Raw genomic sequence first — 15,846 nt, 5'->3', positions numbered from 1 at the left:
CGAGTCACAGATCAGCCCGGGGATCCTGTCGCTCACCTTCACCTGGGTCAAGGTTTCCGCGGCGGGCCCGGATGGGCCCGGGCCTGGGCACGGGTGCGCCGCCCGGCCGGCGGGCTGGCGTCAATGATGCATCGGGCCGGCGCATCCGCAGCAACCCGCCGTGACCGATGGCCGCCTCCTGTCCCCGCCGCGCCCCCTCTGCCCGCCGTCCGAGCCCGCGTCCGGGTCGCGGCTGATGGGTCCGCGCGGGAACGAGGATCGTGACGCGGATCGTGACGGGGTGCGGGACGCGTCGGTGGACTGGGCCGAGCGCCGCCGGATCGCCGAGCAGGGCCGGGGCGACCGGGCGTGGTCGCTCTGGGGGCCCTATCTCAGCGAGCGGCAATGGGGGACCGTGCGGGAGGATTACAGCCCCTGCGGCAACGCCTGGGCCGCCCTGACGCACGAGGAGGCCCGCTCGCGCGCCTATCGCTGGGGCGAGGACGGGCTGGCGGGGATCTGCGACGAGCGCGGCGGCCTCTGCCTGGCCCTCGCCCTCTGGAACGGGCGCGACCGCATCCTCAAGGAGCGGCTGTTCGGCCTGACCAACCAGGAGGGCAACCACGGCGAGGACGTGAAGGAGGTCTACCACTACCTCGACGCGGTCCCGAGCCACGCCTACCTGAAGATGCTGTACCGCTATCCGCAGGCGGCCTTTCCCTACGCGGACCTCGTCGACGAGAACATGCGGCGCGGGCGGGAGCAGCCCGAGTACGAGATCGAGGAGACGGGCCTCTTCGACGGGGACCGGTTCTTCGACGTCACGGTGGAATACGCCAAGGCCGACGCCGACGACGTCCACGCGGTGATCACCGCGCTGAACCGGGGGCCCGAGCCCGCCGACCTGCACGTCGTCCCGCAGCTCTGGTTCCGCAACACGTGGTCCTGGGAGGCCGGGCAGGCACGTCCGCGGATCGCCCGCGCGCCCGACGGGGGCGCGGTCTGCACGGACGACCGGCTCGGGCCGTACCGGCTCGCCTTCGACGGCGATCCCGACCTCCTGTTCTGCGAGAACGACACCAATCTGCGGCTGCACGGCGGCCAGCCGGACGCTCCCGGGCCGTTCAAGGACGGGCTCCACGCGGCGATCGTCGGCCGCGACCGTTCGGCGGTGCGGCGGGACGCGGGCACCAAGCTCGGCCTGCACTACGCGCTGCGGCTGGCGCCCGGAGAGACCGCCCGGATCCGCCTACGGCTGTCGGCGGGGATGCGCGCCCGGGCCGTCGACGACGGGTCCCTGGTCCGCCGCCGGGTGGCCGAGGCGGACGCGTTCTACGAGGAATTGCAGGACGGCATCGCGGGCCCGGACGCCCGCGCCATCTTCCGGCAGGCCGCCGCCGGCCTGATCTGGTCGAAGCAGCTCTACCGCTACGACGTGCGGCGCTGGCTGGAAGGGGACCCGCTCCAGCCCGCACCGCCCCGGGAGCGCGCGGGCGGCCGCAACGGCCAGTGGCGCCACTTCGCGGCGGCCGACGTGCTGTCGATGCCCGACACCTGGGAATATCCCTGGTTCGCCGCCTGGGACCTCGCCTTCCACTGCCTGCCGCTGGCCCTGCTGGACCCGGACTTCGCCAAGAAGCAGCTCCTGCTGCTGACCCGCGAATGGTACATGCACCCGAACGGCCAGCTCCCGGCCTACGAGTGGGAGTTCGGCGACGCCAACCCGCCGGTCCATGCCTGGGCCACCTACCGGGTGTTCGAGATCGACCGGGACCGGCGCGGCGGGCGCGGCGACCTCGCCTTCCTGGAAGGCGTGTTCCACAAGCTCCTGATCAATTTCTCCTGGTGGGTGAACCGCAAGGACGCGCAGGGGCGCAACGTGTTCCAGGGGGGCTTCCTGGGGCTCGACAATGTCGGCGTGTTCGACCGCTCGCGCCCGCCCCCGGGCTTCGGGGTGGTGCATCAGGCCGACGCCACCGCCTGGATGGCGATGTACGCGCTCAACATGATGCGCATCGCCCTGGAGCTCGCCCTCCACAACGACGTCTACGAGAGCACGGCCTCGAAGTTCTTCGAGCACTTCCTGCTCATCGCCGAGGCGATGACCGACATGGGCGGGTCAGGCGGGGACGGGCAGGGCTTCGGCCTGTGGGACGAGATCGACGAGTTCTACTATGACGAGGTCGACATCCCCGGCGGCGGGATGCTGCCGCTGCGGGTCCGCTCGATGGTCGGGCTGGTCCCGCTCTTCGCCGTCGAGGTGATCGAGCCCTCCGTGCTCCACCGGCTTCCGGACTTCGCCCGGCGCCTCAACTGGGTTCTGGAGAACCGGCCTCACCTCGCCCGGCTGGTATCCCGCTGGACCGAGGGCGGCGTGAAGGACCGCAAGCTGCTGTCGCTGCTGCGCGGCCACCGGATGAAGGCCCTGCTGCGCCGCATGCTCGACGAGGCCGAGTTCCTCTCGCCCTACGGCGTGCGCTCCCTGTCGAAGGTGCACCGCGACGCACCCTACCTGCTCAACGAGCTCGGCGCCTCCTTCACGGTCCAGTACGACCCGGCCGATTCCACGTCGAACATGTTCGGCGGCAACTCGAACTGGCGCGGCCCGGTCTGGATGCCGATGAACTTCCTCATCGTCGAGGCGCTGCGGCGCTTCCACACCTATTACGGCGACGATTTCCGGGTGGAGTATCCGACGGGCTCGGGCGCGATGCTGACGCTCAGCGCCGTCGCGGACGCCCTCGAGGACCGCCTGATCGCCCTGTTCGCCAAGGACGGGACCGGCCGCCGGCCGGCCTTCGGGACCCGCCCGCCGATCGCCCCGGCGCCCGGCGCCGAGGAGCCTCTGCTGTTCCACGAGTTCTTCGACGGCGATACCGGCCGCGGGCTCGGCGCCGCGCACCAGACCGGCTGGACGGCCCTGATCATCAACCTGCTGCGCGACCGGGCGCGAGGCCGATAGGCGGGCCCGGCCGGTCGGGACCAGGCCGGTCCGGTCAGCAGCTCAGCCGCCGGCCCTCGCGGCGCCCGAACACCCGGTAATGGGCGGCGCCCGATTCCATCTGGCCGTTGGCCACGGCGCGGCGGACATCCGGGTTGCAGCGCAGGTACTCACGCTCGTCGAACCCGTAATTGGCGCGGCCCCGGTAATCGTCCCGGTCGCGGTAGCCGCGGTCCCGGTACTCGTAGTCGCCGCGATCGCGGTAGCCGCGGCCGCCGTAATCGTCGTAGTCGGGGCGCGGCTGCGCGGAGACCGGGCCGACCACGCCCAGGATGCCGAGGCTCACCGCGGCCGCTGCCAGAATCGCCTTCATCGTACCAATCCTCCCTTTCGGTGGCATCAAACGCGTCGGGGCGCGGATGGTTCGACCACCTCGAACGTGGCAGCGTCGGCCAGCCCGCGCTCCGTCCCGCGTCGCGGGCCGCCCGCAGCGCGGATCCTTCACGGTCCGCGCCGGGGCGATCGCCCCGGCGCGGATGATCGTCACATGCGGCGCATCATCTCGCGGCGCATCATGCGGTGGCGCATCTCGCGGCGCATCATGTGGCGCTCCATCCGGTGGCGCATCATCCGGCGCTCCATGCGACGGCGCATCATGTGGCGCTCCATCGGATCCATCTGGACCGTCGAAACCATGTCGGCGGGCGCCGACACGCCGGTGCCGGGACCGATCGGCGCGGCCGAGGCCGGGATCGCGACGGCGGAGCCGAGGACCGCCAGCAGGGCGGCGGTGATGATCGTTGAACGCACGGGATATTTCCTCTCTCGCCGCCCGGGAGACGGGCGTTTCCGAAGGGCTGGCGGCCGGATCCGATCCGCCCGCAGTCCCGCCCAGGAAGGCACGGGCCTCCCGGATGGTTCCCGAATGAGGCCCCGGTCGCGGCCCCCGGTCGCGGGCCCTGTCGCGGGCCCTGCCGCGCCGCCGGAGCGCCACCGAGCCGCGTCGGCGGCCGGTGAGCCGGCCCCGGTGATGCATCAACGCATCATCCGCCGGAAAAATCGGAGTGATCCACGCGAACGTTAGGTCACAACCGAAACAATATTGAAGCGCGCAACAATCCATTATTAATCCGAATGATTGCGATAAACGACGGATCATTGATCGACAATCATTCCGTGCTTAAATCTTTTCGATTTATTGACGCAGCCATGAAGCGGGACAGAAAGTTCTCGATCTTCAGAATCAGTCAGATGTGGCTTAGCAAAAGCAGTGCGTCGCAATGACTGCGCGCACTCGACTGGCGTTTCATTTCAGAAATCGCACCATCGGCGACAAAGAGAAACTAACGTCGGCGCCATCGATTACGCACGACGGGGAATTTCATGTATCGGATCTCGAGTTCCGGACTTCTCCTCTGCCTCCTGTCGCAGACCGCGATGGCGGCGGACCTTCCGCGACGGCCCCTTCCGGCTGCGCCGGCCGCGCCGCCGGTCTTCTCCTGGACCGGCGCGCATGCCGGCCTGTTCGCCGGCTACGGCGCCCTGGATCGCGCCACGCAGTTCGTGTGCACGGGTCCGGGCGGACAGCCCGGCGCGCGGAACTGCCCGGTCGTTCCCGCGAAGCGGGCCTCGGACGCCAGCTTCGTCGGCGGCGCCGAGATCGGCTACGATTGGCAGCTGAACTCCGGCTTCGTCGCCGGCGCCGCGGCGGATCACCAGTTCACCCGGCTGTGGGGCTACGATCGCCGGGAGGGCGCCTTCCCGGCCGCGGGCGGCGGTTTCTATCGCCGCGGCGTCGCCCATTCCGGCCAGAGGCTGGACGACCTCACCACCGTCCGCGGCCGGCTCGGCTTCGCCATCGACCGCACCCTCGTCTACGCCACGGGCGGCCTCGCGGTGGGCAATATCCGAACCGACAACAACCTGTCGCTGTCGGGCCTCCCGCTGTTCGACGGGCGTCAGGGCGGGGCACGCCTGGGCTACGTGGCCGGCGCCGGCGTCGAGCACGCGTTCAGCGAGCACCTCTCCGCCAAGGTCGAGGGTCTCTACTATGATCTCGGCTCCCGGGCGGTTCTCCCGGCCCCGTCCTATCCCGTGCTGACCGGCTACCACGCCGGCTCGCGCGTCGCGACGGACGGCTTCCTGGCCCGTGTCGGCCTCAACTATCGGTTCGGAGCCGGGCTGCCCGTCCTGCCGCCGGTCGCGGTGGCCGGTGCGGCGGGCGGCGCGGCGGGCGGCGCGGCGACCTGGGATTTCGAGGGCGGCCTCCGCTACTTCGTCAGCGCCGGGACCCCGCGCGAGAAGCTCGGTGACCCCGACGCGCCCGGCCAGCTCAATTCCCGCCTGACCTACACCAACGCCCAGGCGCATGCCGGCGAGAGCTTCGCCCGGCTCGAGCACAATCCCACGGGCCTGTTCGCCAAGGGCTTCCTCGGGACGGGCGGCGTCACGGGCGGCCGCCTCGCCGACGAGGACTTCCCGCCCGCCCTGCGGCGCTATTCGAAGACGCTGTCGCCGATCAAGGACGGCGACATCGGCTACGGCGTGATCGATTTCGGCTACGACGTGCTGCGCCGGGACGGGTACAAGCTCGGCGGCTTCTTGGGATACCAGTTCGCGTCCGAACTGTATAACGGCTACGGCTGCCGTCAGGTGGCGGGCGGGGCTCCCTGCGCCAGGCCGTATCCGACCGGCATGAAGACGCTGGGCGAGAGCATGCAGTGGAACGCGCTGCGCGTCGGCGTGATCGGCGAGGCGCGGTTCGACCGGGTCCGGCTGAGCCTGGAAGGCGCCTACCTGCCGGTCGTGAGCCTGAGCGGCGTCGACCGGCACTGGCTGCGGCCCGACATCAATCCGGGGCCGGAGGGCGGCCACGGCGACGGCTACTTCCTGGAGGGGATCATCGCGTACGACCTGACGCCGTCCGTCAGCGTCGGCGTCGGCGGCCGCTACTGGCAGCTCCAGGCCGACAAGGCGCACACGACGGCCTTCCCGTTCTCGTCGCCCAGCCCGATGAAGTTCGAGACCGGTCGCTACGGCGGCTTCGCGCAGCTCTCCTACCGGCTCGCGGATTTCGGCTTCGGCGAGACAGGCGCTCCGGCGGCCCTGGTCCGCAAGGACTGACCCGGCCTCCGCCCCGCGCCCGAACGCGGCCGTTCCGGCGCGGCGGGCCAAGCGCCGGGCCGCGCCGACCGGTCGATCCCCGGGCCTCGATCCCGGCATCNGGGTCGTCGGCCGCCCCTGGCAGATCCGACCCGGACGGGAGACCGGCCTGCCCGTTGGGGCGGCCGCGCCGGACCGCTCCTCGCGCGGCACCCGACCCCCGCGCGCTCATCCGCTCACGGCCGCGGCCGGGCCGGGTTCCCCACCACGGTCGCGCCGGCCGGGACGTCGCGCGTCACCACGCTGCCGGCCCCGACGATCGCGTCGTCGCCGATCGTCACCCCGGGGAGGATGACGGCGCCGCTCCCGATCCAGACATTGGCGCCGATCACCACCGGCCGGCCGAATTCCAGCATCTGCCGGCGCTGAGCCGGGTCGCGCGGATGATCGGGGGTCAGGATCTGCACGGCCGTGCCGATCTGCGTCATGTCGCCGATCGTGACCGACACCACGTCGAGGATGCTGCACCCGAAATTCAGGAACACGCCGCTGCCCAGGCGGATGTTGTAGCCGTAATCGCAGTGGAAGGGCGGACGGATGTTGCAGCCCGCGCCGACGCGGGCGAAGGCCTCCTCCAGCAGAGCCTGCCGCTCGGGCTGGCTCCGTGTCTGCGTGGCGTTATACCGGTCCATCCATTCCGAGATGCGCCGGTTGTCGGCGGCCAGTTCCGGGTCGTCGGCGCAGTACAGCTCGCCGGCCAGCATCTTCTGCTTCTGGGTCTTCATGATCTCTGTCTTCATGGTGAGGCCCTCTCGCGCCGGGCCGCCTCCGACCCGGCCCGGCCCCGCCGCGCGGGCGGTCAGTACCGGCACCGCGCGCCCTAACTATGCGTACATATGTACATATCAAGGGCGCGCCACGGCCCGGCTGCCCTGAACCGGATCCGAGGAGGACCCCTTGCCCGCCGCTCAGCGCCGTTTCGACCCGGATCGCCGGGCGCGCATCATCCAGGCGACCCTCGACGTCGTCGCCGAGCACGGCGTCGCCGGCACCACCCACCGCCGGGTCGCGGCGGCGGCCGACGTGCCGCTCGGCTCCATGACCTACCATTTCGACAGCCTCGACGCGCTGCTGACGGAGGCGTTCACCGGGCTCGCCGACACGGTCTCGGCGCGGTTCGCCGACCGGCTCGCCGCGGCCGCGACCGTCGACGCGGCCTGCGAGGCCGTGGTCGACCTGATCGTGAGCGACATCTGGGCGAGTCCGCGCACGATGCTGCTGAGCTACGAACTCTACGCCTTCGCGGCCCGGAACCCGCCGCTGCGCCGGGTCATGCAGGGCTGGATGGCCAAGAGCCGCGCCGCCCTGGGGCAGCACTTCGCGCCGGAGACCGCCAGGGCCCTCGACGCGATGATCGAGGGCCTGACGATCCACCGCTCGGTCGACCCGCATCCGGCGGGCCGGGCGGAGGTGCGGGCGATCGTCGCGCGGCTGGTGCGGTAGGGCTGCTCCCGTCCGCGTCGCGAGACGCTCCCGGCGCGCCGGGGCTGGCGGCGGCAGGGTGCCCGTCCACCGTATTCGGGAGCGGCCGTCGCGCCGGCCCCGCGAGCGGTCGTCGTCGCGGGGATGACAGGCGCCGAATGCCGCACGGTGCCGGCAAGGAATCCGCAACCATCGCGCGAGCAGGTTGGACCCAATGCGCGCCAACGGCGCGCCTGGGCGCGGTCCGCGCCGGTGGCAGGGATCCGCAAGCGCCGATGCAGACTGACGCGACCCGCCCGGCCGCGCCGCCGGATCCCGTTGCGCCCCAGGCCGCTGGCGCGCCCGCACCCTGGGACGGGCCCCCCGGCTTCGGGCAGTGGCGTCTCGATCCGCGCACCCGCCGGGTAACCCGGTCGGCGAATCTCGCGCGGTTGCTCGGATTGCCGGGCGCGTGCGACCTGCCGGTCGCCGAGCACCTCGCCTGCTACCACCCGGACGACCGCGCGGCCCTGATCGCGCGGATCGACGGGATCCTGGAGGGAAGCCGGCCGGCGGTCCCCTATCAGGCGCGGGCCCGCATCGTCCGCCCGGACGGGACCGCGCTCGACGCGATCATCCAGGGGCTGCCCGAGTTCGGTCCCGACGGCGCGCTCGTCGCCCTGCACGGCCTCATCCTCGACGTGACCGACCTCGTCCAGTCGGAGCGGCGCGCGCGCGAGACCGACATGATCCTGCGCGGCACGCTGGACAGCATGGACCAGGGCCTCGTCGTCCTCGATGCAGACCAGCGGGTGCGCGCGTTCAACCGCAGCGCCGCGGACCTCCTCGACCTGCCGGCCGACATCCTTCGGGCGGGCGTCGCCCTGCCGGACATCCACGCCTACCAGCGCGCCCGCGGCGACTTCGCGGAGGCCGGGTCCGATCCGGGCTTCGGAACCGCCGGGCGCGCGCGGGGCCCGCTGCCGCCGCTGTTCGACTGGCGCCTGCCCGGCGGCCCGATCCTGGAGGTCCGGTGCTCGGCCCTGCCGGACGGCGGCACGGTCCTGACCTTCGGCGACGTGACGCAGAACCGGATCGCCGAGCGGGCCCTGGAGGAGAGCGAGCGCCGCTACCGGCTGCTGGCCGAGAACGCCACCGACATCATCATCTGGTCCGACCTGACCGCCCGCCGCCGCTACGTCTCGCCGGCGGTGCGCGCCGTCCTGGGCTACGACCCGCAGGACCTGATCGGCACCCACCCCCTCGACTTCGCCCACCCCGACGAGGTCGACGCGTACCGCCGCGTCCTCGACGACCTCACCGGCGGCCGCGCGTCCCGCGCCCTGACCTCCCAGCGCTACCGGCACCGGGACGGTCACTGGGTCTGGCTGGAGATCTCGTTCAGCCTGACCCAAGACCGGGCGACCGGCGTCCCGGACGGCTACGTCGCGACCCTGCGCGACGTGAGCGCCCGCAAGGCCGCGGAGGACGCCCTGCGCCTGAGCGAGGCCCGCTACCGTGCCCTGGCGGACGCGCTGCCGCAGCTCGTCTGGATCGCCAGCATCGAGACCGGCGACGCCTCCTACGTCAACCGGCGCTTCGAGGATTACTACGGCCCGATCGGCCCGACGCGCGCCGCGCGGATCGCCCGGACCCATCCCGACGACGCGGAGCGGATGGAGCGGCTGTGGTCGGAGGCCCCCACCCGCCGCGCGCCCTACGAGGTCGAGGGCCGCCTGCAGCGGCACGACGGCCACTACCGCTGGCACAAGATCGTGCTGCTGCCGATCTGGCAGGGCGAGACCATGGTGGGCATGCTCGGCACCGCCCTCGACATCGACGAGATCGTGACCGCGCGGCGCGAGGTGGAGGCTGCCAGCAGCCTGCTGCACCTCGCCCAGCAGGCCGCCCATGCCGGGACCTGGCACCTCGACCTCGACAGCGGCCGGATCGAGTGGTCCCCCGAGAGCGCGCGGCTCCACGGCATCGAGACCGACCGGAACCACGCCCTCGACACCCAGGACTGGCTCGCCCTGATCGATCGCGGGGACGGGGAGCGGGCGATGCAGATCGCCGCGGCGGCCGCGGCCGCGGGGGAGACCTTCTCGATCGAGTTCCGGGTCCCCACCCCGGACGGGGGCGTGCGCTGGATCAACGGCGTCGGCCGCGGCGCGCCCGGGCAGGCGCGGCGGATGATCGGCCTCAACATCGACGTCACCGCCCGCAAGGCCGCCGAGTCGGCGCTGCTCGCCGCCAAGGCCGCGGCGGATGCCGCGTGCCTGGCGGCGGAGCGGGCGAGCGCGGCCAAGAGCGAGTTCCTCGCCGCCATGAGCCACGAGATCCGCACGCCGCTCAACGGGGTGATCGGCTACGCCGACCTGCTCCTCGACGGGACGGATCTCGGCCCAGCGGCGCGCCGGAACGCCGACCGCATCCGCACCGCCGGGGCCGCGCTCCTGACGGTGGTCGACGACGTCCTCGACTTCTCGAAGGTCGAGGCCGGCCAGGTCGAGATCGTGCCGCGGCCCTTCGCCCTGGAGGCGCTGATCGACAACGCGGTGTCGATCGTGCGCCCCTCCGCGGAGCGCAAGGGACTCGCCCTCACGGTCGCCCGCGGCCCGGGGCTGCCCGACTGGGTCGAGGGCGACGAGGACCGGCTCCGGCAGATCCTGCTCAACCTGCTCAACAACGCGGTGAAGTTCACCGCGTCGGGCGGCATCGACCTGTCGGTCCGAGCCGGCCCCGATGCCGCCGGCACAGATGCCGCCAGCCCGGATGCCGGCCGCGCGGCGGGCGGGACGCGGCTGCGCTTCGCGGTCCGCGACACCGGCATCGGCATCCCGGCCGACAAGTGCGGCCGGCTGTTCCGGCGCTTCTCGCAGGTCGACGGCTCGATCAGCCGCGAGTACGGCGGCACCGGGCTGGGGCTCGCCATCTCGAAGTCCCTGATCACGCTCATGGGCGGCACGATCGGCGTCGCGAGCACGGTCGGACACGGCTCGACCTTCTGGTTCGAGGCAGACCTGCCCGACGCCCGCCCGCCCGCCCGAGAGGCCGCGCCGGCCTCGGCGACCGCCCGCGCGACCGGCCGCCGCCTCCTCCTGGCCGAGGACGTGCCGCTCAACCAGGACCTCGCCCGGATGATCCTGGAGCGCGCCGGGCACGCCGTGGACGTGGTGGCCGACGGGGTCGCGGCGGTCGCGGCCGTCCAGGCGCGATCCTACGACCTCGTGCTGATGGACGTGCAGATGCCCGTGATGGACGGCATCGCGGCGACCCGGCGGATCCGCGCCCTGGGCGGCGCCGGCCGCCTGCCGATCCTCGCGATGACGGCGAACGTCCTGCCGCAGCAGGTGGCCGAGCTGCGCGCCGCCGGGCTCGACGACCATATCGGCAAGCCGTTCCGCGCGGACGCGCTGCTCGCCGCGATCGACCGCTGGGCGGCCCCCGGCGCGGAGCCGCCGCGCCGCGCCGGCACGATCGACCGCGCCACCCTGGACGAGATGACCGCGATGGTCGGCCACGCGCGGATGGGCGATCTCCTGGCGATGCTGGCGAAGGAACTCGCCGAGCGGTTCGGTCCGGCGGCGCCCGACGGCGACCGGGCGCGGCTGATGGGGGACGCGCACGCCATGGTGTCGGCGGCCAGCATGATCGGCTTCGTGGATCTGGCCGCGACCTGCCGGGCCTTCGAGACGGCCTGCCGCGCGGGCGAGGACGTCGCCGCGCTGCTGTCGACGCTCCGGGCCCAGGCGGCCGCCACGATCGCCGAGATCGCGGTGCTGCGGGCGGCCTAGCTCTTCAGGACGTCGAATTCGCCGCCCTCCACATCGATACTCATATAGTCGATCCGCTTCGGCGCCCGTGCCTCGGAGAGAAAACGGTCGAGCGAGATCGTTTGGACTGGGTATTGTCGTTTATCTTGGCGGAACTGAGAATGAAAATCGCCTGCTGCGAATTCATCCATTCCGGACAGCTCGCCGATATCAACCTCATTGAACAGGACTTCGACGCCATTGCTCTTGTGAACGCACTTGATTCCAAGACCCTGTTCCTGCCGCAGACCGAGTTCCCGATGCGCGCCGGCCTGCCGGTGCGCGAGCCGCTCTTCATCGAGCGCTGGAAGCGGATGGACCTGTACGGGACGCTGCGCGCCCGCGGACAGGGCCGGCCGAAATTCGTGCTCCACGACGGCCCGCCCTACGCCAACGGCAACATCCATATCGGCACGGCGGGCAGGCGGTCGCGTCGATCGCGGGCATCACCGCGCGGATCCGCGAGATCAGCGGCGTGGCGACCTCGATCGCGGCCGCCGTGGAGCAGCAGGGCGCGGCGACCCAGGAGATCGTGCGCAACGTCGCGCAGGCCTCGACCGGCACCAACGAGGTGACCGGCAACATCGCCGGCGTGGCGCAGGCCTCGGAGGAGACGGGGGCGGCGGCCGGGCAGGTCCTGTCGGCGGCCTCCGAGCTGTCGCGGCAATCCGAGCATCTCGGCGCCGAGGTCGCCCGCTTCCTCGCCACCGTCCGCGTCGCCTGACCCTCAGCGCGGCATTTCCGGCACAAGGGGAAGGGCACGGTCTCCGCCGGGTCGTCCGCTTCTGATCCCGACGGGGGCGGAAGCGGGCCGTCTCAGATCCACCCCTCCAAGTCCAGAGTCGGGTGGCCGGGGATCTTGTGCGGTGAGGCACAGGTCGGGCGATCCGCCGACGAGACCGAGGCGGTCTCGGGTCGAACGCGGGTCGGGCGCGGGTCGCCTGCGGAACGGCTGCTCAGGGTGGATCTCTGCTGATCCGCCTCTGAACGGCGAAGCATCGAAGGCGGCGTCGCCGCCGCACCTGCCCACCACCCGTCTGCGCTCCGCAGAGTGCCCGCCTCTCGGCGCTCAGGCGACCGGCATGTCGATCCTGCAGCGCACACCGTCGGCGCCGAGGGTGTAGTCCACCTCGGCCCGCAGCGCGTAGGCCAGGGCCTCCTGGATCAGCTCCGTGCCGTAGCCGCGACGGATGACGGTGTCGGGGTCGATGGCGACGCCCTCCTCCACCCAATTCAGGGTCAGCCTCCGGCCGCCGCGATCGTCGATGACGATGGCCCAGGTGACGCTCAGCCGACCGGTATCGGCCTTGAGCGCGCCGTACTTCACCGCGTTGGTGGTCAGTTCGTGCAGCGCCAGTGCGAAGTTCTGCACCTGCCGGGCCCGTAGCAACAGCTCCGGGCCAGCCACCCGGACCCGGTCCGCCGCGCCGTCCACGTGCGCCGCCAGCTCGGTCCGAACCAGCCTCCCGACCGCGACGGTATCGCTGCCGCCCTGGCTGAGCAGCCCCTGCGCCCGGCCGAGCGCCTGCAGCCGCTCCTCGAAGGCCTCGACCGAGCCGCCCTGTCTCACCGTCCGGTCGGCGAGGGCGGCGACGATCCCGAGCAGGTTGCGCGCCCGGTGCTGCAGCTCGTTGACCAGAATCGCTTGGCGCTGCGCGGCCGCCTTCTCCTCGGTGATGTCCCGCCCGACGCCGCCGAGCCAGCGGACCCTCCCGGCCGCGTCGCACATCGGGAAATCGGTGTCGCGTATCCAGCGCACGGCACCGTCACCGCGCCGCCGGATCCGGTACTCGAAGGCCGCGGGCCCGCCGGCCCGCACCTGCCGGATGTTGTCCAGAACAGCCTGACGATCCTCGGGGACGATCAGGTCCAGCCAGCCAGACATGTTGTCGCCGCGCAGGGCCGTCTCGCGGTCGAGGCCGTAGATCGTCTCGAAGGCCGGCGTGAAATAGATCCATTGCAGGGTCTCGGCGTCGCGCATCCACAGGACGTCGGACGAGGCCTCGCCGAACTGCCGCAGGCGCTCCTCGCTCTCGTGGACCTTGGCCTGCGCCATCTCCTCCTGCAGGCGCAGCACCTCGGCCTGGGCGGCCTTCCAGGCGGTGATCTCCTTGGTCGTGGTGGCCACGCCGTCGCCGAGCTTGACGGCCGACTGGAAGAACCAGCCGTCGAACTGCTCGTGCACGTAGTGCCGCTCGGCGCTCGACGGCACGCCCGTCTCGGTGACGCGCTTGAAGGCGTCGAAGATCCCTTCCTGAACCACGCCGGGATTGCGCTCCAGCAGGCTCTGGCCGCGGACGTCGCCGTAGCGGCTCTCGGAGGTGTGGTTGTTGAGAAGCCAGCGGAAGTCGACGATCTCCCCGGAGGCGTCGCGGATCGCCGCGAAGACCTGGATCATGTCCATGGAGCTGTCCATGGTGGCCTGGAGCAGATCGCGGCTGGCCGTCAGTTCCACGGTCCGCACGTGAACCTGGCGTTCCAGCGCGTCGCGGTAAGCCTCCTCGGCCCGGCGCGCGGCCTCCCGAGCTTCTTTCCGCTCGGTGATGTCGCTGATGACGGAGACGAAGCCGGTGACCTGCCCGGCGGCGTCGAACGTCGGGGCGGTGGCGACGTTGGTCCAGAACGATCGGCCACCATCGTCGACGAAGAGCATCTCCAGTCCGGGAACGACGCGATCCCCCCGGAGCGCGCGCGAGCCCGGATAATCATGCGGCGCGATCAGGCGCCCGTCGTCCCAGGCCCGCCAGCGGTCACCGCGATCCGGGCCGCGGGACGGCATCGTGCCGTTGGGTAGAAACCTGCGGTACTCGTCGTTGGCGATGACGACCTTGCCGTCGATGTCGATGACCGCGATCCCGGCCGGTACGCTGGCGAATGCCGCCGACAGCCGCGCCTCGCTGTCGCGCAGAGCCGTCTCGGTGCGCTTGCGGGCGTCGATGTCGATGTTCATCCCGACCCATTTCTCGACGTGTCCTCGCGCATCGCGCACGGGGGCGGCGCGGACATTGGTCCACCGCCAACCTCCGTCGGGCGCTCGAAGGCGGAACTCGGCGTTGACGAGACCCTGAGCCGCGACGGCCTCCCGCCATTGCCGCTCGGCATAGGCCCGGTCGTAGGGATGGATCGCGTCCAGCCAACCGTGGCCGAGCCACGCCTCCAGGGTCTGGCCGGTATAGGCACGCCAGCTCGGGCTGTCGGCAGTGACGACGCCGTGGGCGTCTGTTTCCCACACGGCCTGCGTCCAGCTCTCGATCAGGAGGCGGTGTCGAGCCTCGCTTTCGGTCAGCCGCTCCCCCTTGAGCTGCTGATCCGTGACGTCGAAGCTGACACCGTTGACGATCCACGGCCGCTCCTGGTCGGCACGCCCGCGCCAGCGCACCCAGTGCCCGATGGTCAGCCCGGCCACGACCGCGAGCTGACCGTCGAATTCCTGCCCCGCAGCGATGGCCCGCGTGACCATCTCACCCATCTCCCCTCGGCCCTGCGGAGACATCCGGACCGTGAAGTCGGACAGCGGGCGAGGATCGTCCGACGGTGGAAAGCCCCAAAGGCCCAAGAACGCGGCATCGCCCCAGATCAGTGCGTCGCGCAGGTCCCAGCGCCACGTTCCCATCCGACCGCCTTCGACCGCGATGCGGCGAAGCTCTTCGCTCTGCCGCAGGGCGGCCTCGACATCGGCCTTCTCGCGCAGGGCCGCCTCAGCGGCTGCGAGACGCCGCTCGAGGTCCGCGATGGTCGCGTGATCATCCATCCCGTGAAAGGGCACCACCGAGCGACTCGGTTCAACCCGGTTCCGGCGATCGGCAGATCGGCGACCGGCCGCTGCCCCCCGCCTCGGAACCTTGAACGCGTCCGCGCCCGGCCGCTCGGAGCGGGGGCTATCGCGCGCACGCTATCGTCACGGTCGGGAGGCTTGGTTTAAAGCAGCGTTCGGGTGGGCGTCCGATCGAAGGCGCCTCGGATTTCGTGGGGAGCCATCTTGGCCGACGACGCCGCGCTGCGCCGGCTGCTTGCCGACATCGCCCAGGGGAAGGCCGACCGGCTGGCCGAGCTCTACGATCTCACGAGCCCGAAACTGTACGGTCTGATCCTGCGTATCCAGCGCGACCGGGCGATGGCCGAGGACGTGCTTCAGGACGTCTACACGCGGATCTGGCAGGCCGCCGGTCGTTACTCGTCCGAGACGGGCCCGGCGCTGCCGTGGCTCTGCACGATCGCCCGCAACCGGGCAATCGACAGCGTGAGGCGGAAAGTCGAGCATCAGGGTCCGGAACTGGACAACGGCGAGGATTGGGTGGCGCGGCTGATCGATCCGCAGGACGGGGCGGCGGAGTTCATGGACCGGGACGCCCTCCTGGCCTGTCTCGGCCGCCTCGATCCCGTGCACCGGGACTGCGTGGTGCTGGCCTACTGCGAGGGGCACTCGCGGGAAGAGCTCGCCCGGCGTTTCGACCGCCCGGTCAACACGATCAAGACCTGGCTGCACCGGTCGCTCGCGGGCCTCAAGACCTGCCTGGAGGCGGTCTCGTGAGCAGCGGCGGCGATGCC

General features: G+C 71.6%; 9 protein-coding genes and 3 pseudogenes. 7 read left to right on the top strand and 5 right to left on the bottom strand.

The window, feature by feature from the left end; all coding sequences use genetic code 11:
* Positions 1-235 precede the first annotated feature (235 nt).
* Positions 236-2,941, top strand: coding sequence for an MGH1-like glycoside hydrolase domain-containing protein (locus MOTC310_RS01625; protein WP_331300566.1), 2,706 nt, complete (start codon positions 236-238; stop codon positions 2,939-2,941).
* Between the two features lie 34 nt (positions 2,942-2,975).
* On the opposite strand, the gene MOTC310_RS01620 is transcribed toward MOTC310_RS01625, so the two are convergent.
* Together MOTC310_RS01620 and MOTC310_RS01615 are read right to left on the bottom strand one after the other, a co-directional pair.
* The gene (locus MOTC310_RS01620) at positions 2,976-3,293 is read right to left on the bottom strand and encodes a hypothetical protein (RefSeq protein ID WP_331294265.1); all 318 of its coding nucleotides are present in this window, start codon (positions 3,291-3,293) and stop codon (positions 2,976-2,978) included.
* A 170-nt stretch (positions 3,294-3,463) separates the two neighbouring features.
* Positions 3,464-3,730: a hypothetical protein gene (locus tag MOTC310_RS01615; protein ID WP_331294266.1), complete on the bottom strand. Its 267-nt coding sequence runs from the start codon at positions 3,728-3,730 to the stop codon at positions 3,464-3,466.
* A gap of 573 nt (positions 3,731-4,303) precedes the next feature.
* Here MOTC310_RS01615 and MOTC310_RS01610 point away from each other — a divergent pair.
* Positions 4,304-6,043: an outer membrane beta-barrel protein gene (locus MOTC310_RS01610; RefSeq protein ID WP_331300565.1), complete on the top strand. Its 1,740-nt coding sequence runs from the start codon at positions 4,304-4,306 to the stop codon at positions 6,041-6,043.
* 215 nt (positions 6,044-6,258) lie between these two features.
* Here MOTC310_RS01610 and MOTC310_RS01605 read toward each other — a convergent pair whose 3' ends face one another.
* Complete coding sequence (locus MOTC310_RS01605; RefSeq protein WP_331294268.1) at positions 6,259-6,822, bottom strand: sugar O-acetyltransferase; 564 nt, start codon at positions 6,820-6,822, stop codon at positions 6,259-6,261.
* 157 nt (positions 6,823-6,979) lie between these two features.
* Between MOTC310_RS01605 and MOTC310_RS01600 the strand changes: the two genes are divergently transcribed.
* The gene (locus tag MOTC310_RS01600; RefSeq protein ID WP_331300564.1) at positions 6,980-7,525 is read left to right on the top strand and encodes a TetR/AcrR family transcriptional regulator; all 546 of its coding nucleotides are present in this window, start codon (positions 6,980-6,982) and stop codon (positions 7,523-7,525) included.
* Between the two features lie 254 nt (positions 7,526-7,779).
* Positions 7,780-11,280 carry a PAS domain S-box protein gene (locus MOTC310_RS01595; RefSeq protein ID WP_331300563.1) on the top strand — a complete coding sequence of 1,167 codons (3,501 nt, stop codon included), beginning with the start codon at positions 7,780-7,782 and terminating at the stop codon, positions 11,278-11,280.
* Here the strand turns inward: MOTC310_RS01595 and MOTC310_RS01590 are convergent.
* Positions 11,277-11,576, bottom strand: a pseudogene (locus MOTC310_RS01590) (FkbM family methyltransferase); the annotation flags it as partial. The gene MOTC310_RS01595 and the pseudogene MOTC310_RS01590 sit on opposite strands and share 4 nt — an antisense overlap.
* Here MOTC310_RS01590 and MOTC310_RS01585 point away from each other — a divergent pair.
* Positions 11,499-11,717 (top strand): annotated as a pseudogene (locus tag MOTC310_RS01585) (class I tRNA ligase family protein); the annotation flags it as partial. The pseudogenes MOTC310_RS01590 and MOTC310_RS01585 overlap by 78 nt on opposite strands.
* A 2-nt stretch (positions 11,718-11,719) precedes the next feature.
* Positions 11,720-12,022, top strand: a pseudogene (locus MOTC310_RS01580) (methyl-accepting chemotaxis protein); the annotation flags it as partial.
* A 345-nt stretch (positions 12,023-12,367) separates the two neighbouring features.
* On the opposite strand, the gene MOTC310_RS01575 reads toward MOTC310_RS01580, so the two are convergent.
* Positions 12,368-15,049, bottom strand: coding sequence for a PAS domain-containing sensor histidine kinase (locus MOTC310_RS01575; protein WP_331300562.1), 2,682 nt, complete (start codon positions 15,047-15,049; stop codon positions 12,368-12,370).
* Between the two features lie 228 nt (positions 15,050-15,277).
* Between MOTC310_RS01575 and MOTC310_RS01570 the strand changes: the two genes are divergently transcribed.
* The gene (locus tag MOTC310_RS01570) at positions 15,278-15,829 is read left to right on the top strand and encodes a sigma-70 family RNA polymerase sigma factor (RefSeq protein WP_331289457.1); all 552 of its coding nucleotides are present in this window, start codon (positions 15,278-15,280) and stop codon (positions 15,827-15,829) included.
* Positions 15,830-15,846: the final 17 nt, after the last annotated feature.

Origin of the sequence: Methylobacterium oryzae, from assembly GCF_036441375.1 — a bacterium.
Classification (GTDB): Bacteria; Pseudomonadota; Alphaproteobacteria; order Rhizobiales; family Beijerinckiaceae; genus Methylobacterium; species Methylobacterium oryzae_A.
Note: the sequence above shows the minus strand (reverse complement) of the source record. Positions and strands in the feature narration are given on the sequence as shown.

Coding starts and splice junctions, on each gene's coding strand:
- MOTC310_RS01620 (WP_331294265.1), bottom strand. CDS start 3,293: ATGAAGGCGATTCTGGCAGCGGCCGCGGTGAGCCTCGGCATCCTGGGC.
- MOTC310_RS01575 (WP_331300562.1), bottom strand. CDS start 15,049: ATGGATGATCACGCGACCATCGCGGACCTCGAGCGGCGTCTCGCAGCC.
- MOTC310_RS01610 (WP_331300565.1), top strand. CDS start 4,304: ATGTATCGGATCTCGAGTTCCGGACTTCTCCTCTGCCTCCTGTCGCAG.
- MOTC310_RS01605 (WP_331294268.1), bottom strand. CDS start 6,822: ATGAAGACAGAGATCATGAAGACCCAGAAGCAGAAGATGCTGGCCGGC.
- MOTC310_RS01595 (WP_331300563.1), top strand. CDS start 7,780: ATGCAGACTGACGCGACCCGCCCGGCCGCGCCGCCGGATCCCGTTGCG.
- MOTC310_RS01625 (WP_331300566.1), top strand. CDS start 236: ATGGGTCCGCGCGGGAACGAGGATCGTGACGCGGATCGTGACGGGGTG.